20 protein-coding genes are annotated in these 18,058 nt (G+C 40.8%); 6 read left to right on the top strand and 14 right to left on the bottom strand.

The window, feature by feature from the left end; translation table 11 throughout:
• Window positions 1-92: 92 nt before the first annotated feature.
• Together RI557_RS03630 and RI557_RS03625 are read left to right on the top strand one after the other, a co-directional pair.
• Window positions 93-1,361 carry an FAD/NAD(P)-binding oxidoreductase gene (locus RI557_RS03630; RefSeq protein WP_310682174.1) on the top strand — a complete coding sequence of 423 codons (1,269 nt, stop codon included), beginning with the start codon at window positions 93-95 and terminating at the stop codon, window positions 1,359-1,361.
• A gap of 23 nt (window positions 1,362-1,384) precedes the next feature.
• Window positions 1,385-1,606 (top strand): DUF2905 domain-containing protein, encoded by a 222-nt coding sequence (locus tag RI557_RS03625; RefSeq protein WP_310667128.1) that lies wholly within the window; start codon window positions 1,385-1,387, stop codon window positions 1,604-1,606.
• 69 nt (window positions 1,607-1,675) lie between these two features.
• Here RI557_RS03625 and RI557_RS03620 read toward each other — a convergent pair whose 3' ends face one another.
• The 6 genes from RI557_RS03620 to RI557_RS03595 form a co-directional block, all read right to left on the bottom strand.
• A complete protein-coding gene (locus tag RI557_RS03620) occupies window positions 1,676-2,089 on the bottom strand; it encodes a DUF6691 family protein (RefSeq protein ID WP_310667129.1) in 414 nt (137 codons plus the stop codon).
• Window positions 2,090-2,107: 18 nt separating this feature from the next.
• A complete protein-coding gene (locus RI557_RS03615) occupies window positions 2,108-2,668 on the bottom strand; it encodes a YeeE/YedE thiosulfate transporter family protein (RefSeq protein WP_310667131.1) in 561 nt (186 codons plus the stop codon).
• Window positions 2,669-2,780: 112 nt separating this feature from the next.
• A complete protein-coding gene (locus RI557_RS03610) occupies window positions 2,781-3,134 on the bottom strand; it encodes a rhodanese-like domain-containing protein (RefSeq protein WP_310667132.1) in 354 nt (117 codons plus the stop codon).
• Between the two features lie 3 nt (window positions 3,135-3,137).
• Entirely contained in the window at window positions 3,138-4,553 is a 1,416-nt protein-coding gene (locus RI557_RS03605) for an MBL fold metallo-hydrolase (RefSeq protein ID WP_310667133.1), read from the bottom strand.
• A 43-nt stretch (window positions 4,554-4,596) separates the two neighbouring features.
• A complete protein-coding gene (locus RI557_RS03600) occupies window positions 4,597-5,409 on the bottom strand; it encodes a sulfite exporter TauE/SafE family protein (RefSeq protein ID WP_310667134.1) in 813 nt (270 codons plus the stop codon).
• Between the two features lie 97 nt (window positions 5,410-5,506).
• On the bottom strand, window positions 5,507-6,145 hold the full coding sequence (locus RI557_RS03595; protein WP_310667136.1) for a Crp/Fnr family transcriptional regulator: 639 nt from the start codon (window positions 6,143-6,145) through the stop codon (window positions 5,507-5,509).
• Window positions 6,146-6,560: 415 nt separating this feature from the next.
• Here RI557_RS03595 and tig point away from each other — a divergent pair, with 415 nt between their 5' ends.
• From tig to clpX, 3 genes are read left to right on the top strand one after another with little or no spacing between them, the layout of a single operon-like run.
• On the top strand, window positions 6,561-7,961 hold the full coding sequence (tig, locus tag RI557_RS03590) for a trigger factor (RefSeq protein ID WP_310667137.1): 1,401 nt from the start codon (window positions 6,561-6,563) through the stop codon (window positions 7,959-7,961).
• Between the two features lie 2 nt (window positions 7,962-7,963).
• Entirely contained in the window at window positions 7,964-8,641 is a 678-nt protein-coding gene (locus tag RI557_RS03585) for an ATP-dependent Clp protease proteolytic subunit (RefSeq protein ID WP_310667138.1), read from the top strand.
• A gap of 40 nt (window positions 8,642-8,681) precedes the next feature.
• Window positions 8,682-9,941, top strand: a complete 1,260-nt coding sequence (clpX, locus tag RI557_RS03580) for an ATP-dependent Clp protease ATP-binding subunit ClpX (RefSeq protein ID WP_310667139.1) — start codon at window positions 8,682-8,684, stop codon at window positions 9,939-9,941.
• Window positions 9,942-10,011: 70 nt separating this feature from the next.
• Here the strand turns inward: clpX and RI557_RS03575 are convergent, their stop codons facing one another.
• The 8 genes from RI557_RS03575 to RI557_RS03540 form a co-directional block, all read right to left on the bottom strand.
• Window positions 10,012-10,884, bottom strand: coding sequence for a hypothetical protein (locus tag RI557_RS03575; protein ID WP_310667140.1), 873 nt, complete (start codon window positions 10,882-10,884; stop codon window positions 10,012-10,014).
• A gap of 54 nt (window positions 10,885-10,938) precedes the next feature.
• Entirely contained in the window at window positions 10,939-11,466 is a 528-nt protein-coding gene (locus RI557_RS03570) for a dihydrofolate reductase (protein WP_310667141.1), read from the bottom strand.
• On the bottom strand, window positions 11,466-12,125 hold the full coding sequence (locus RI557_RS03565) for an NAD-dependent epimerase/dehydratase family protein (protein ID WP_310667142.1): 660 nt from the start codon (window positions 12,123-12,125) through the stop codon (window positions 11,466-11,468). The genes RI557_RS03570 and RI557_RS03565 overlap by 1 nt, the downstream gene beginning before the upstream one ends.
• On the bottom strand, window positions 12,122-13,027 hold the full coding sequence (thyA, locus tag RI557_RS03560) for a thymidylate synthase (protein ID WP_310667143.1): 906 nt from the start codon (window positions 13,025-13,027) through the stop codon (window positions 12,122-12,124). Before thyA ends, RI557_RS03565 begins: the two co-directional genes overlap by 4 nt.
• A gap of 58 nt (window positions 13,028-13,085) precedes the next feature.
• Window positions 13,086-14,387, bottom strand: a complete 1,302-nt coding sequence (locus RI557_RS03555; protein WP_310667144.1) for a nucleoside transporter C-terminal domain-containing protein — start codon at window positions 14,385-14,387, stop codon at window positions 13,086-13,088.
• Between the two features lie 88 nt (window positions 14,388-14,475).
• The gene (locus tag RI557_RS03550; RefSeq protein ID WP_310667146.1) at window positions 14,476-15,072 is read right to left on the bottom strand and encodes a bifunctional nuclease family protein; all 597 of its coding nucleotides are present in this window, start codon (window positions 15,070-15,072) and stop codon (window positions 14,476-14,478) included.
• Window positions 15,073-15,114: 42 nt separating this feature from the next.
• Window positions 15,115-16,083 carry an electron transfer flavoprotein subunit alpha/FixB family protein gene (locus RI557_RS03545; protein WP_310682165.1) on the bottom strand — a complete coding sequence of 323 codons (969 nt, stop codon included), beginning with the start codon at window positions 16,081-16,083 and terminating at the stop codon, window positions 15,115-15,117.
• Window positions 16,084-16,085: 2 nt separating this feature from the next.
• Window positions 16,086-16,826, bottom strand: a complete 741-nt coding sequence (locus tag RI557_RS03540; RefSeq protein ID WP_310667148.1) for an electron transfer flavoprotein subunit beta/FixA family protein — start codon at window positions 16,824-16,826, stop codon at window positions 16,086-16,088.
• Window positions 16,827-17,003: 177 nt separating this feature from the next.
• On the opposite strand from RI557_RS03540, the gene RI557_RS03535 reads away from it, so the two are divergent.
• Window positions 17,004-17,984, top strand: coding sequence for a pyruvate dehydrogenase complex E1 component subunit beta (locus RI557_RS03535; RefSeq protein WP_310667149.1), 981 nt, complete (start codon window positions 17,004-17,006; stop codon window positions 17,982-17,984).
• Window positions 17,985-18,058 lie beyond the last annotated feature (74 nt).

Here is an 18,058-nt window from a genome sequence, read left to right as displayed (position 1 = left end):
GTTCTGACCGAAACCGAAAAATATCCTAAGGTGATAATAGTCACAGTGCATTAAAAATGAGCTCTCTAAATTCGCTCAAAAGTTTGTTAGCTATGAAAGAACATCAAATTATTATTATTGGAGGTGGAACAGCCGGAATTACAGTTGCTGCACAGCTCCTCAAAAAGGATAAATCGCTCGATATTGCGATTATTGAGCCCAGTGAAAAGCATTATTATCAACCTGCGTGGACTTTAGTTGGTGCAGGTACTTTTGATATGAAAAAGACTGAACGAACTGAGGCTTCAGTCATGCCCGATGAGGTAAAATGGATTAAAGAATACGCGTCATCTATAGAGCCTGATGAAAACAAGGTTTCTCTCAAAAATGGTGTCGATGTAAAATACGAATATCTCATTGTTGCTCCAGGGCTGAGTATTGATTTGGATGGAGTTGAAGGATTGAGAGAGGCAATGGGAAAAGATGGCGTTTGTTCAAACTACATCGATCCGGAATATACATGGGAAGTACTTCAAAACTTCAAAGGCGGAAATGCACTTTTTACTCAACCTGCCACTCCTATTAAATGTGGAGGTGCTCCTCAAAAGATCATGTATTTGGCAGCTGAGTATTTCCAAAAACACGGACTGGCTGATAAAACCAATACCATTTTTGCGACTCCGGGTTCAGTGATTTTTGGGGTTAAAGAATTTGCTAAAACGTTGATGAAAGTTGTCAATCGTCACAATATTGCAGTGAAGTATTTCCATAAGCTCTACAAGATTGACCCAAAAGAAAAAAAGGCGTATTACAAACTCACGGCTACTGATGATTCTCAATGTACTTCGATCAATGATGATGACAATCGTGTAGGTGAAGAGGTGATTGGAGATGCTACTATGGTCATTAAATATGAAATGTTGCACCTGGCGCCACCACAAAAATCTCCTGATTTTGTAGCGAAGTCAAAAATAGCTGTTCAGGAAGGCGGAAATAAAGGTTGGGCTGAGGTTGATCATCACACCCTTCAGAATCCCAACTATCCCAATGTTTTTGCCCTGGGCGATGTGGCTGCTTTGCCAACTGCTAAAACGGGAGCTGCGGTTCGTAAGCAGGCACCGGTTGTTACAGAGAATATCTTGCACATGATCAAAAATGAAAAGAAACTGAGCGATGCTTACCAGGGCTACTCTAGTTGTCCGCTCGTTACAGGCTATGGAAAAATGGTGCTGGCCGAATTTGGCTATGGAAACAAACGAATGAGCGATCCACTCATTTCTAAATTCGTTGACGTGACGAAAGAGAATTACAGCATGTGGATTTTGAAAAAGTATGGGCTTCCTTATCTGTACTGGAATTTGATGTTGAAAGGGAAAGCTTAACAATGTAATTATATTTGCTCTTAATGCAGGATTTGGGTAAAATCTTAATGGTAATAGCAGTGCTTCTCCTCTTGGTGGGAGCACTGCTTTTCTTTTTGGGAGATAAGCTTTCCTGGCTCGGCAATTTACCCGGAGATATCAGAATAGAAAGGGAGAATGTAAAAATCTATATTCCTATCACGACAATGATATTGCTGAGTGTCGTTCTATCTGTAATTATTTGGCTTTTGAGAAAGTTGGGGTAGTCGATAGTAATCAAACTAAAAAAGCAGGCTCTGGTCAGAGCCTGCTTACACAGCTAAACAACCAGGTTTTTAATGCGGCAATTTATGACGCAATAAACCGTAGACAAAAGTCCCTAACAATGCACCAAAAATCACGAGTAAAATGAGCCAGTAGCCTCTACCCAACAACAGGTACATAGGGCCGGGGCAGGCGCCTGCCATTGCCCAACCCAATCCAAAAAAAGTACCGCCTATCAAATAGCGGGCAACACTTTTATTCTTTGGGTTAAATGTGATGAGTTGGCCTTCTATACTCTTTACTTTTTTGCGTTTGATAAACTGAACCATAATGATTCCTAACACAACTGCCAGTCCAATGATTCCATACATGTGGAATGAATCAAAATAGAACATTTCAATAATTCGGTACCAGGAAACAACCTGTCCCTTTGTGAGTGCAATACCAAAAATGACTCCTATTCCTAAAAACTTCAAGTATTTCATAAATAGATTTTTATCAGATTAAAATGGTAAGATATGTGGTAGTATGTAGTACGTCATCGCCATACCGCCAATGAAGAATCCAATCACAGCGATGAGTGATGGGAGTTGAAGATTTGCCAATCCGCTTATTGCGTGACCGGATGTACATCCACCGGCATAACGTGCTCCAAATCCAACGAGGAACCCGGCAACAATAAGGTAAGCTACGGTTCCAACTGTGATTTCTTCAGGGTTAAAAATCTGTGACGGCAAGTAAGATTCGCCAATATTGGTCAGACCCATATCCCGCATGTTTTCAACGGATGATGATGCGAGAGCAACGGTGTGATCTGCCTCCAAAAACATGTACGAAATAAAGCCGCCAATAACACCACCCCCCACAAAGATGATGTTCCATTTTTGCGAGCGCCAGTCCCAGTGAAAGAAGTCGGAGAATTTTTGTGCTCCTGCTGCGCTACAGGCAACCCTGAGCGTATTTGAAACGCCAAATTCCTTCCCAAAATAAAGCAGGAGGAACATGGTTAAAGCAATTAGAGGGCCCACAACATACCAGGGCCATGGTTGCAAAATAAAATCCATAATTTGATTTGTTTGGTTTGTGAAATCAAAAGATAAGTGCTCCACCACTAGCGCAGCAGAGCACTTATTAATTAACTAATCGAATTGAACTTTCGTGATAAAAACTGATGTTCTATTGAACTGCTACCTCTCCACGCCAACTCACAATTCCGCCCTGGAGGTTTGTGATATCTTCAAAGCCTGAGTTGGTCATGATATTGCAGGCATTGAAGCTTCTCGCTCCACTGCGGCAATACACGAGGTATTTTTTTGATTTATCGAGTTTTTGTAATTCGCTTTGGAATGCGGGATCCTGCAAGTTGAGGTTCACCGCATTTGGTATGTGTCCTGACTCGTACTCGCCCGGGGTTCTGACATCGATCAGAACCGCATCGGGGTTGTTTTGAATCTCTTTTTCGAATGCATGTGCATTGATATTCTCAAACATAATGTTTCCTCCTAATAATTTTTTTAAAAATCCTAACATGGCTTATAGCATTGTTGAAGGACAAACATATTCGCTGGTTTTCATGCCTGCTTCCTGAATGGCATCAAAACCGCCTTCAATATTCACAAGGTCATGGTATCCTCTCGATTTGAGAATGGAAGCTGTTATCATTGAGCGATATCCGCCAGCACAGTGTAAATACATTTCTTTTTCCTGTGAGTACTCTTCCATTTTGTCGTTGATGAAATCGAGTGGAATATTGCGTACTCCTTCTCCTTCAACGTGCTGTGACTTGTATTCGCTCTCTTTGCGAACATCAACCACTTCTTCTACTTTTCCGGCTTCAAATGCTTTTTTGAATTCTTCAGCACTTACTGATTTCACACTGTCGCATTCTTTTCCTGAAGCTTTCCAGTTTTCATATCCACCTTTCAGATATCCGAGTGTGTTGTCATAACCTACTCGTGAAAGACGTGTAACGGCTTCCTCTTCACGACCTTTCTCTGTGATGAGAACAATTTTTTGGTTCAGATCCGGAATAAGTGTTCCTACCCACACAGCAAAGCTTCCATCAAGTCCGATGAAGATCGAGTTTGGAACATGGCCTTCAGCGTAAGCTTCCGGAGAACGTACATCGAGCATAATAGCACCTTCAGCATTTACTACATCTTCAAATGTATCAGGATCGAGAGCTACGTTTCCTTTTTCTAGTACTTGATCAAAACTGCCGTATCCTTTTTTGTTCATCACAGCATTTTTAGGGAAGTACTGCGGTGGAGGTACGAGACCTTCAGTAACCTGCTTCACAAACTCTTCTTTAGTCATATCCTGAAGAGCATAGTTCGTTTTCTTTTGGTTACCCAATGTGTCAGTGGTTTCAGAACTCATGTTTTTACCACAAGCTGATCCTGCACCGTGACCAGGGTAAACTGTTAAGTTGTCTTCAAGAGGAAGTATTTTATTGTGAAGTGATTCGTACAAATGTCCTGCAAGATCTTCACGTGATAGATCTGTCTTCACTGCTAAATCTGGTCGGCCAACATCTCCGATGAATAAAGTATCACCGGTGAAGATCGCTTTGTTGTTGCCATCTTCATCAATGAGGAGATAAGTTGTCGATTCCATTGTGTGACCAGGTGTATGAAGCACTTTAATTTTTACATCACCAACTTCAAGGATCTCATCATCCTTGGCGATGTGAGCATCGTATTCCGGTTTGGCGTTAGGACCAAATACAATCTCAGCTCCTGTTTTCTTGGCCAGGTCGATGTGTCCTGAAACGAAATCTGCGTGGAAGTGCGTTTCGAGAACGTATTTGATTTTAGCGCCTTCTTCTTCAGCCTTTTTGATGTAAGGCTCAGTTTCACGAAGTGGGTCAATAATTACTGCTTCGTCTTTTGATTGAATGTAATAAGCACCTTGTGCTAAACATCCTGTATAGATCTGTTCTACTTTCATAACTGTCTGATTTATTTGTTAATTATATTATTAGTTTTTGTTCTTATCCAAATGTGTCGATAGCTCGTTCAATCATGATGTAAACTCCCATGATGAGGACAAACCATCCAAATGCCGGTTTTAGCTTTTCTCCTGATACTTTATTCGACAAAGCACTTCCCATGAAGATTCCGATTACGGCAATTCCTGAGAAAATCAGCAAGAATATCCAGTCGATATCCATATTTCCGATGTCACCGGTAAACCCGATTAAACTCTTCGTGGCTATGATCAGGAGTGATGTCCCTACAGCTTCTTTCATAGGAAGCTTTGATAGTACCACGAGTGCCGGAATTATGAGGAATCCACCGCCAGCACCAACCAGGCCGGTTAGGGTTCCGACCACTATACCTTCTACTATGATAAGCGGATAATTGAATTTTTGCTCTCCAACATCCTCAACTTTTGGCGTTTTTCTTCCTCTGATCATGGATATTGAAGCAGCGATCATCAGTGCTGCAAAAAGTACCATAATACCCAGGTCTTTTGTGATTGGGGTATCTCCCATTGAAAACATGACATCAGGGATTGATGGAACCAGGAATTTTCTCGTTGCGTACACAGCAGCGATTGATGGTAAACCAAAAACAACTGCTGTTTTGACGTTGACAAGTCCTTTCTTAAAGTAGGTACCTGTACCCACTAAACTCGATAGTCCAACAATGAATAATGAATAAGCTGTTGCTTCAACAGGGTCAGATCCCAATAAGTAAACGAGAACCGGAACTGTTAAAATTGATCCGCCTCCACCGATTAATCCTAGTGAAATTCCTATTACTGCTGCTGCGATGTAACCAAGTACTGTGAGTATTTCCATTTTTTAAATAATTTGTTGGTACAAAAGTACCCTGAGGAAGAATAGCTCACAGTAACAAAAATCACATATACTTTTTGCTATATGATTGACTCGTCAATTACTCTATCAGCTCAATTTGGTTGCGCGATAGTTTTACAAGCCCTTTCTTTTCAAGCTGCTTGAGGAGCCTGGAAACAACTTCACGGGAAGTGTTGAGCTCGTAGGCAATTGTTTGATGTGTGCCTTTGATAATATTTGAGCCTGTTGCTTCTGTTGCTTTTTCAAGGTATTCAACTAAGCGTTCGTCCATTTTGTGAAAAGCGATGCTATCGATTGTTTCGAGCAACTCATCAATCCTATCGTTGTAGGTTCTGATCACAAATTGGTACCACGAGCGGTAATTGCGAATAAAATGCTCCATTAAATCTACCGGAATCATGACGATTTCAGAATCCTCAAGAGCGACAGCTTTCACTTTACTCTTCTTGTTACCCATTGTACATACGAGACTAACAGCACAAGCCTCTCCCGGGTAAAGGTAGTAGAGTAGCAGCTCATTGGCTTCCTCATCTTCGCGAAATACTTTTATTTTTCCGTTCAGAACCAACGGAATTGACTTGATGTAAGACCCAACATCGAGTAGGGAGTCACTTTTACTAATTTTCTTACAAATACCCTTCTCTGCAATTTCTTGCTTGAGTTCAGGTTCTGAAAAAAGCGGGAACCGCTGATTGATGATATCAATATTTACTGGCATAGAATTTCATTTTGAGCAACAAATATAGATTTTACTATACTTAAAAAAAGAACTTACGAAAAATACGAAAATCAGTTTAGAACCTGAGTTCGATTATTATTTATAGATTCAAATATTCAAAGAAGCCATTAGACAAGGCTCTTTTGTGAAAATTTAGCGGGCTAAATTGAGCAAAAGAAACGCAGTATTAGTGGCTTCTTTGGAAACCCCACATATAAACAGCCATTTTCTTCCTAAAAGCTCGTCAATATAGCCCGCTATACTTTCCTTGCTTTTAGTCGAAACTCACTATTTATATGTGGTTTGAATCCTAAACTATGAATCGAACTCAGGTTTAAAGGACTTTGATATGTCCTTTAGCTTAAATTCGTTACTTTTGCCGACTCAAATTTTGAAGGATAAATTAATTGATATAATGGAAGTTACTCACAATTTGCAGGATGAGCTGAATGGAACAATCTCTATTAAACTCGCTAAAGACGATTACCGCGATAAAGTAGAGTCAATTTTAAAGGACTATCGTAAAAAGGCCCAAATGCCCGGTTTTAGACCTGGGAAAGTGCCAATGGGAATGGTGAAAAAGATGTATGGTAAAGCAGTTATGGCTGAGGAAGTAAACAAAATCCTCAGTGAAAAACTCAATAAGTACATCGAGGAAAAAGAACTTAAAGTTCTCGGTAATCCCCTTCCTAAAGAAGATGACTCTATCGAGTTTGATCCTGTAAAATATCCAGAACTCAACTTTGAGTTTGAAATTGGCCTGGCTCCGGATTTCAAACTGAAGATGAGTGAGAAAGATAAGTTTACGAAATACAAAGTGAAGATCGATGATAAACTCATCGATAAATATATTGCTGATCTTCAAAAGCGTTACGGAAAAGTGAGCGAAGTTGAAAAAGCTGCTGAGGAAGATATGCTTCACGGTAAATTCGTTGAGCTGGATGAAGACGGAAACGTTAAAGAAGGCGGAATTGAGAACCAGGGTACTATCACGCTTGAATTCATCGATGATGAGAAGCTGAAAAAGCAACTCACTGGTAAAAAGGTAGGAGACACCTTCAAAGTAGATCCTGCAAAAGTGAGCAAAGGCGAACAGGACATGGCGCAAATGCTTGGTGTTGAACCTCACGAAGCAGCTCAAATCAAATCTGAATTTGAGTTCACTGTTGAGAAAGTGTACCACATGAACTCAGCAGAAGTGAATCAGGATCTTTTTGACCAGGTATTTGGTGAAGGAGAAGTGAAATCTGAAGATGAATTCCGTGAAAAGGTAAAAGGCGAGCTCGAAAAAATGTTTGAGCGCGATGCTGATAACCTTCTTCAAAAGAACATCAATGACGAATTGATCGATCGTCACGAAATGGAATTCCCTGATACATTCTTGAAAAAATGGATCAAAGAAGCGAATGAAAAGCCTATCTCTGAAGAGCAAATTGAACAGGAATACCCTGATTATGCAAAGCAACTCAAATGGCAATTAATTCGTAACAAGATAGCTGAAGAGCACAAAATCGAGGTAAAAGAAGAAGAATTGATCGAATTCACTAAAGACCTCGTGAAACAGCAAATGGCTCAATACGGTATTCCTGAGCCAGAAGAAGAAATGGTGATGCAAAGCGCCATGAAAGTGTTACAGGACGAAAACCAATTAAGACAGGTTAATGACAACTTATATGCTCAAAAGTTGTTTGAAATGTTCAAAGACACTTTTAAAATTAAGGACAAAGAGGTTGACTTTGATGAATTTGTTAAATTAGCCACAGGTAAACCGGCTAAAAAAGGCATTTTAAGTAACCTCACAAACATGTTTAGTTAATTATGAGCGACTATAAAGAATTTGAAAAATACGCAGTAAAAGATCGCGGAATAGGATCAAACACTGTGCACGATTATGTTAAAGCATCAATGACTCCTTACATTCTTGAAGAGCGTCAAATGAACGTTCAGGCAATGGATGTATTTTCGAGATTAATGATGGATCGCATCATTTTTCTCGGAACTCCGGTCAATGATCAAATAGCGAATGTAATTCAGGCGCAGTTGCTTTTTCTGCAATCTGCTGATGCTGAAAAAGACATTTACCTTTACATCAACAGTCCGGGAGGATCAGTTTATGCCGGTCTAGGAATTTATGACACCATGCAATATATCGCGCCTGATGTAGCGACAATTTGTACTGGACTTGCAGCTTCAATGGGAGCTGTTCTCCTGGCAGCCGGAACTGACAAAAAGCGTTCTAGTCTTCCACATTCAAGAATCATGATTCACCAACCGATGAGCGGTACTCAGGGTCAGGTTTCTGATATGGAAATTGCGCTCAAGGAAACCACAAAAGTTCGTGATGAACTCTACTCAATCCTTGCAAACCACACGGGTAAAAAATTCGATACGATCAAGAAAGACTCTGATCGCGACTACTGGATGAGTGCTGCAGATGCCAAAGATTACGGCATGATTGACGAAGTGCTCACTAAAGATATTAAAACTAAAAAGTAATCATCGCAAGTAGCACCTTTGCTATTTGGGAAGGACGAATATGAAGGAGAAGGAAGAAATAAAGTGCTCGTTTTGCGGGCGTAAGAAAAGTGAAGTGGATATCATGATTGGTGGCCTCACAGGGCACATTTGTAATAATTGTGTTGAGCAGGCCATCAAGATTGTAGAAGAAGAAGAGAGCAGTAAGGTTCAGCAGTCTCTTGGTCAGAACCTGAACCTCCTCAAGCCGGCTGATATCAATTCACACCTTGATAAGTATATCATTGGACAGGAAGATGCTAAACGCGTTCTCTCTGTTGCCGTTTACAATCACTTCAAACGATTGACACAAAAAGTTGACGAGGATGAGGTTGAGATTGAAAAGTCAAATGTTGTATTGGTTGGGAAAACCGGGACAGGAAAAACACTTTTGGCCAAGACAATCGCTAAAATTCTCAACGTGCCTTTCTGCATTGCTGATGCTACGGTTCTGACCGAAGCAGGTTATGTAGGTGAAGATGTTGAAGCTATTTTATCAAGACTGTTGCAGGCTGCTGATTACGATGTTGAGGCTGCTCAACGCGGAATTGTATTCATCGATGAGATTGATAAGATTGCTCGTAAGGGCGATAATCCATCAATCACACGTGATGTATCGGGTGAAGGTGTTCAGCAAGCGTTGTTGAAGCTCCTTGAGGGATCTACAATTGGTGTTCCGCCTCAAGGTGGTCGCAAGCATCCTGAGCAAAAACTGGTACAACTCGAGACAAAAAACATCCTGTTCATTTGCGGTGGTGCTTTTGACGGAATCGATAAAGTTATCAGCCGTAGAATGAATACGCAGGCAATTGGTTACGGAAACAGAGCTGCCAAACAAATCGACAAGGAAAATATGTTGCAGTATGTAACTCCTGCAGATTTGAAAAGTTTTGGTTTAATTCCTGAGTTGATCGGGCGTTTTCCAGTATTGAGCTATCTCAATCCGCTCGATAAAGAAGCACTTGTGCGTATTTTAACCGAGCCGAAAAACAGCCTTGTTAAACAGTACAAGAAATTGTTTGAGATGGAAAATGTAGAGCTTTCATTCGATAAAAAAGTACTGGAATACATCGTTGAGAAATCGATCGAATTCAAATTGGGAGCACGTGGATTGCGCTCGATTTGTGAAGCGATTATGCTCGATGCAATGTACGATATTCCATCAAAAGCTGATGACTCAGATAAATCTGATAAAAAGGAAAAACAAAAACTTCATATTACGATCGATTACGCTAAAAAGAACCTGGAAAAATCAGGTATCAACAAGCTGAAAGTGGCTTAATTATAAGTTGAAAATATTGAAATTGAAACCCTTCCCTGATCGTTGAGATTGCGGAAGGGTTTTTTATTTATTACAAAGGAAATTTAACCGTCTCAGTAGTGTTGTAAAACGCTACTGAAAAACTGCTGCTACACGAGCGGCTAAAGTTGATCTCTCTTGTTGCGATGTTGGGAGCATTGAGAGCGGCTTTTCCCTGCATTGGGTTTTTGCAGGTGTAAGTGATCATCCAGTCTTCGTTGAACTGAGAGCTGAATTGCTGACCTCTAAAACTTATCCCTCCGTAACTCCCCGATCCTGAGAAACCATCGTCTTCAGCTAAGTAAGGAGTGAAGTTCCCGGTAGTGAATTTCAACGTATCAGAAAAGTTGAAATACATTTTTTGTGTTTTGATACCTTGTCCAAGTCGAAGAATTCTGGCATCAGTAAGTTCTCTCAAAATTCCTTCAGTTTGACTCGTTGAATCAGCCGTGTTGATATCCATTTCTCCCAGTAGTTCATAATTACCAATTTGATGAAAGTCAAATGAAACTCTCATTGATAGTGTTGAATCGTAAGGAGCGTAAAGCCAAACACGTAATCGGCCTTTTTTAGGGTAGTCGCGTTCTGTTATCTTGAGATCCTCTCCATAATTGATCAATATTTCTCTCGGATAACCGAATGTAGAATTTTGCGTGAGCATTAATGTATCCTCTTCACGTGGGAGGTAAAGTGTATCGTCAGTGCTCAAAAGCGTGTCGTTGATCAGTATTTCATGAATGCTCAAAAAAGCCTCGTTGTAAAGCTTCATGGCTCTTACCATATCAGTTGATGCTACAGTTGTATCATCGTTTTCGCGTTGGCTGTCATTACACGAAACGGAGAGCATCAAAACAGCCACAAGGGCTAGTATAGTTGTGGTTCTGACTGTGAATTTAAGGTAATTACCTGATCTAAAAATTTTCATAGTGAAACTGGTTGATTGTTCAAACTTAACCGATTGTCGCTAAAAATAATGATTTTATTGCGAATCATCGATTTTGTCCCAAATACAAAAGCTAAAACTGTATTCGTGACGATGATCAGGAGCGTGATCTTCTTTGCTCACGAGCTTCCATTTGTTCTCGTCAAATTGCGGGAAAAACGTGTTGCCATCAAACTCTTCATGAACACGTGTAATGTGCATGCGGTCTATGAGATTTTGCTCAAGCGCTATCTTGTAAATTTGCCCACCACCAATGATAAATGGCTCCTCATCTCCGGCTTTTTTAGCAATTTCTAAAGCTTCATTTAACGAGTGAACAACAATTGCACCATCAGCCTGGAAAGATTGGTCACGAGTGATAACGACATTGTCTCGGCCTTTTAATGGTCTGTACTTCAGCGGAATCGAGTCCCAGTTTTTTCTACCCATGATAACTGTGTGTCCGGCAGTAGTATCTTTAAAATATTTCAAATCGCGGGGTAGATACCAAATGAGATCATTGTCTTTTCCAATCACTCCGTTTTCTGCAACAGCAACGATTAATGAAACACGCTTAAAAGCCATTATTTATGATGTTTTTGAATATCAATTGGTGAAATATAAGTCAGTTTGTCTTTCACGGTCAGAGCCGAATGAATCATCGTCTCCGCAACTTGCCCAACGTGAACAGGACGCTGTTTTTTTAGCGGGCCAACAAGTAGTGGTTTCAGGAAACTCAACACTTTGTATCCCAAATTTTCGCCAAAACGCGAATCAGGACGTGAAGCTCCGTAAAGAAGTGAGGGTTGAATGATAACGAGCTGTTCAAAATCCAGTTTTTTCAGAGCCTCTTCAATTTCCCCTTTTACTTTCATATAAAAGAACAGTGAGTTTTCGTCAGATCCGTAAGCTGAAACGAGTACGAACTTTTTCACGTCAATCAACTTTGCCCATTTGGCAAAGTGCAGGGCATAATCGAAATCGACTTTTCTGAATTCTTCTTTTGATCCGGCCTGCTTTATCGTAGTACCCAGCGAACAAAAACCAACCTCGGCTTTTACTTTGAGCTCGATATTAGGGAGTTGGTCAAAGTCGATAACATGATTTTGTGTCTTTGGGTTCTGAAAATCGACATCACGCCTGTTGAGGCAGTGGATCTGACCGAAGTCATCATTGCTTTCGAGCTTTTCTACGAGCTGTTTTCCAATAGCCCCTGTGCTTCCTGCAAGTACAGTATTCATCATACTGCTACTGGAGCTTTAATGGCCGGCCATGGATCGTAGTTTTCGAGACTGAAATCGTCAATGCTAAAATCGAAAACGCTTTTCACTTCAGGGTTGAGCTTCATTTTGGGCAGCGGTCTAATTTCTCTGCTCAAAAGTTCTTTTGCCTGTTCTACATGATTTGAATAAAGATGTACATCGCCAAATGTGTGAACAAACTCACCGGGCTTTAATCCTGTTCCCTGGGCTACCATTTGAGTGAGTAGTGCATAAGAAGCAATGTTGAAAGGAACACCTAAAAATGTATCAGCACTTCTTTGGTAAAGCTGGCAACTGAGTTTTCCTTCACGCACATAAAACTGGAACATTGTGTGGCAGGGAGGAAGTCCGGCTTTTGCCATCTCTTCAATTTCAGCAGCATTCCACGCACTCACGATGAGTCTGCGAGAGTTTGGGTTTCGTTTGATTTCTTCAGTGACCCATTTTAATTGATCGGTACCGTTGAAATCGCGCCATTGTTTACCGTAAACAGGTCCCAGTTCACCGTATTTTTGTGCAAATTGATCATCTGTTTTGATCTTTTCTACAAACTCTTTCTTCGCTTTTTTCCACTCATCAGAATATTTCGGGAGCTTTTTGTCCAGATTATTATCAGTAAGCCATTTTTGAAAAGGCCATTCATTCCAAATATTGACTCCGTTTTGGACCAAATACCGGATGTTAGTATCACCGGCAATGAACCATAACAATTCATGAATAATAGATTTCAGATGAACTTTTTTAGTTGTTAAAAGCGGGAATCCTTCCTGTAAATCAAAGCGCATTTGATATCCGAAATGCGAATATGTTCCCACGCCTGTTCGGTCTTCACGGTACTGGCCTTTATCCAGTAAAAAATCAAGCAACTGATGATACTGTTCCATAATGATGAACTGAAAAAATGATGGAACAAAGTAACATTTTTTGACTGTCGATTGGAAATTAAATTAGCATTCCAACAATTGATGCTGTGAAAAGGCAAGCGAGCGTTCCGCCAACGAGTGCCTTGATTCCGAGGTTTGAAAGTAGTCCTTTTCTATTTGGTACGAGGGAACCGATTCCGCCAATTTGAATTCCGATTGAAGCAAAATTCGAGAACCCACAAAGGATATAAGTTGCCATGACAACACTTTTTTCGTGAGTGAATAACTCGGCAGCTTTCATTTTGCCAAGCGTCACATAAGCGTAAAACTCGTTGAGAATGGTTTTTTCTCCCAGTAATTGGCCAACAAGGACTACATCATCCCATGGGACACCTAGCACATATGCTATTGGCGCAAACAAGTAACCGATTACAAACTGAAATGAAAAGTTATCATAGTTCGTATTTTCAGCTATCCAGACGTTAAACCCACCAATTTCACCAATTTGTTCGAGGATGTAATTTCCAAAATAGATGAAAGCAGTGAACACGAGCAACATTCCGGCAACATTTACCGCGAGTTTGATACCATCTGTAGTGCCGTTTGAAATAGCTTCAAGCACATTAGCGCCCATGTTTTGTTTTTGCATGCTCACATTGTCCTCGATCGGTTCGGTTTCCGGGACGAGCATTTTAGCAGCTACGAGTCCGGCCGGGGCACTCATAATAGAAGCTGCCAGTAAGTGTTTGGCAAAAAGAATTTTCTCAGCCGGATCACTTCCACCTAAGAAGCCGATGTATGAAGCGAGCACCCCACCGGCAATAGTTGCCATGCCACCTGTCATGAGCGCCATCATCTCAGACTTCGTCATTTTGAGTAAGTATGGTTTCACCAAAAGTGGTGCTTCAGTCTGTCCCATGAACATATTTCCTGCTGCGGCTAAACTTTCAGCTCCGCTCAGTTTCATGGCCCTTTTCATCACCCATGCAAAACCGTAAACGATTTTTTGTAAAATTCCGAGGTAATAAAGAAGGCTGGTCAGAGCCGAAAAAAAGACGATTGTAGGAAGCACATTAAAAGCGAAGTTCATCAGAGCCGGATCGATTTCACCGGTTTCAAAGTTTCGGAATAAAAACTCTGTACCGAAGTAGGTAAATGAAATCACTTTGACGAAAGCCCTGCTGAAAAACTCAAATACATCTGCAACAGCCGGTACTTTAAGCACACCAATAGCAAATATAAACTGGATAATAAGGCCTTTGATAACCAGTGACCAGTTGATGTTTTTGCGTTTTTCGCTCAACAGGTAAGCGATAAAAAGCAAAAAAAGGATTCCGATCAATCCTTTAAGTACAGAAACGAAAGTAATGCTGGAAATCATTTGCCTCGATTACCTCACAAAGAAAGTAAATTTATGAGAATGGGAGCGTAGGAGATTTAGTGTAATGGGTTTGGATCTGACTGAAGTTCTAATTTGAGTGTCTCCTGTCAATTTCATCGCGCAATTTTGAGGCTAACTCGTAATCTTCTTCCTCAATTGCTTTATCGAGTTTTGTTTCGAGTTCTGAAATCGACAGCGCATTCAGTCCTTCTTTTTGCTGTTTTGGTTCAGATCCGGCAGATGTAACATCAGTTTGGCTTGCAGCTTCTTCCTCTTCAATTGAAATACCTGCCTGCGACATGATGAATTCGTAGGCATAAATGGGGCATTTGAAGCGCACAGCCAATGCGATTGCATCGGAACTGCGCGCGTCAATTTCTTCTTCTTTAACACCGTTATCCAGAATGAGCTTTGCGTAAAAAACGCCTTCTACGAGATTGTAGATTATTACTTCTTTCAACTTTACATCAAACCGATCGGCCACGGTGAAAAACACGTCATGTGTGAGTGGTCTGCTCGGTTTCATTTTTTCCAGCTCAATGGCTATTGCCTGGGCTTCAAAGTTGCCGATAATAATAGGTAGCCTTCGTTTTCCTACGTCATCACCCAGGATGAGAGCGTAGGCTCCCGTTTGAGTTTGACTGTAAGATAATCCTACAATGTTAAGTGCTACTTTTTTCTCCATAGAACAAAGCCCATCCGGGCACGTGTGCTTTAGTGAATATGATTAGTTCTCAGCCTGAAAAGCTTCGATCGCCTTATTCAACTTTGGTACAACTTCAAAAGCATCACCAACGATACCGTAGTCTGCTGCTTTGAAGAATGGAGCTTCAGGGTCAGTGTTAATGACAACGATCACCTTACTGCCGTTAACTCCGGCAAGGTGCTGAATAGCTCCTGAAATACCAACTGCGATGTACAGATTAGGGCGAATCGCGATACCTGTTTGTCCCACGTGTTCGTGGTGAGGTCTCCAGCCCACATCAGAAACTGGTCTTGAACAAGCTGTAGCTGCTCCTAAGTTTTTCGCAAATTCTTCGATCATTCCCCAGTTTTCAGGACCTTTAAGACCGCGACCAGCAGAAACTACGAGATCAGCCTCAGTCAATGGAATGCCTCCATCTGTGTTAGCTTTTTCAACATTAGTTACAGTAATTCTTGAGTCACCGAGATCAGCGCTGAATTCCTCAACCTGAGCTGTTCCACCAACTTCTTCTTTTCCTACTGAATTAGGGAGAATTGAAATAACTTTTTTCTCAGTATTCACTTTGTACATAGCGAATGCTTTTCCTGAGAATACGTTCTTTTTCACGACAAAACCATCAGACGTATCAGGGTAATCTACTGCACCTGAAACGAGTCCGGCTTTGAGTTTTGCACTCAAGATCGGTGCAACACTTTTACCTGTGAAATCCTGAGCGAATACGATGATATCAGCACCTTCCTGCTCAGCTGCTGCAGCTGTTAATTTGGCGAGCTTAGTTGGTAACATGTTCGTAACAGACTTGTTGACCAATACCTTTTTAGCTCCGTATTTACCGAGTGCTTCAAGGTCTCCATTGTCCACATCACCGTAAGTTATGGCAACAGCTTCGCCACCTTCTTTATCAGCTACTTTAGCAGCATAAGAAACAACTTCGTATGACGATTTTGAGATTTTTCCTTCTTGTGTATCTACAAATGCTAGTACTGCCATGATTAAATTACTTTAGCTTCTTTGTGTAATAATTCTACCAACTCTTCAACATTTTCCGGGTCAACCAGCTTCACATCACCTTTTTCAGGTGGAAGTGCATAAGAAACAACTTCAGTCAATTCCTCAGCGTCAACCGGTTCCACAACTTCGAGTTTTTTACTTCTGGCAGCCATGATCCCACGCATATTTGGAATGCGTTGCTCAGCCATACCTTTAGCAGCACTTAAAACAAATGGAGTTTCAACTTCAAGTGTTTCTTTACCGCCCTGTATATCTCTTACGATAGTTGCTTTGTTGCCATCTAAATCCATTTTAGATGCATTTGAAATGTATGGTAGATCCATGATTTCAGCAACCATTCCGCCAACCTGACTTCCGTTATAGTTGATGGTTTCTTTTCCTAAAAGAACCATGTCGTAATCATTTTCTTTGGCGTAATTTGCTATTTGTGAAGCTACGTGATAAGCGTCTTTAGGTTCTGAATCAATACGTACAGCATCATCAGCGCCAACTGCAAGTGCTTTTCTAATGATCGGATCCACATCTTCCTTCCCAACAGTGATCGTTGTAACTGATCCTCCCTGTGCTTCTTTAACTTCAATACCTCTAACGAGTGCGTACCACTCATCATAAGGGTTTACGATATACTGAACTCCTGATTCATCAAACTCTTTATTGTCATTTGTGAATTTGATTTTCGTAGTTGTATCAGGAGCTTTGCTAATTCCTACTAATATTTTCATTGTTAATTGTTTTAACGGTAAAAATCAAAGCGATTACAAAACTAACCAAATTAAGCGCAGTCTAAAAACTGACACCATAAAAAGTATGCATGCATAAGAACTACTTTACTTGTTTAAACAAGATTGTTGCTGAAGGGTTTATTTTTTACATTTGCGCCACTTGAAATATTACGAATAATGAGAGAAATCCAATTCAGAGAGGCTATAAAAGAAGCCATGACAGAGGAAATGAGAAAAGACGAGAACGTCTTCCTCATGGGTGAAGAAGTAGCCGAATATAACGGAGCTTACAAAGCATCTCAAGGTATGCTCGATGAATTTGGCTCTAAAAGAGTCATCGATACACCAATTTCAGAACTCGGTTTTGCGGGTATTGGTGTTGGAGCAGCAATGAACGGATTGCGCCCAATTGTCGAGTTTATGACCTGGAACTTTGCTATTCTCGCAGCCGATCAGGTGATTAACTCTGCTGCTAAAATGCTTCAAATGAGTGGTGGACAGTACAATGTGCCAATCGTGTTTAGAGGTCCAAATGGGCAGGCAGGACAGCTCGCTGCTACACACTCGCAGGCTTTTGAATCAATTTACGCCCACATACCGGGTCTTAAAGTGATTACTCCGAGTAATCCGTACGATGCTAAAGGACTATTGAAGTCAGCTATTCGTGATGATGACCCTATTGTTTTCATGGAAAGTGAGAAAATGTACGGTGATAAAGGAGAAGTGCCTGATAGCGAGTATTTGGTTCCGATCGGGAAAGCTGATGTGAAGAAAGAAGGATCTGATGTAACAATCGTTTCTTTTGGAAAAATCATGAAGGTGGCTCTCCAGGCGGCTGAAGAACTCGAAAAAGAAGGCGTTAGTGCTGAGGTGATCGATTTGAGAACAATTCGACCATTGGACTACGAAACAATTATACAGTCAATCAAGAAAACGAATAGACTCGTGATTTTGGAAGAGAGCTGGCCGATGGCTTCAATTTCAACTGAAATTTCTTATGTCGTTCAGAGTCAGGCATTCGATTATCTCGATGCTCCAATCCGCAGATTGACACAGGCTGATACGCCATTTGCATTTGCTAAAGAACTCATCGATGAAGCTCTTCCGGGAGTTGAAGATGTTGTGAAAGCAGCAAAAAAATCGAAGTACTTGATTTAAGGTAAAAATAGAATATTTAGATAAATGAAGGCTGTTTCCTAATGGATTCAGCCTTTTTTCGTTTAAAAACAGTT

Source organism: Salibacter sp. (assembly GCF_031581065.1).
Lineage (GTDB): Bacteria > Bacteroidota > Bacteroidia > Flavobacteriales_G > Salibacteraceae > Salibacter.
This window is presented reverse-complemented; position numbering and strand designations above follow the sequence as displayed.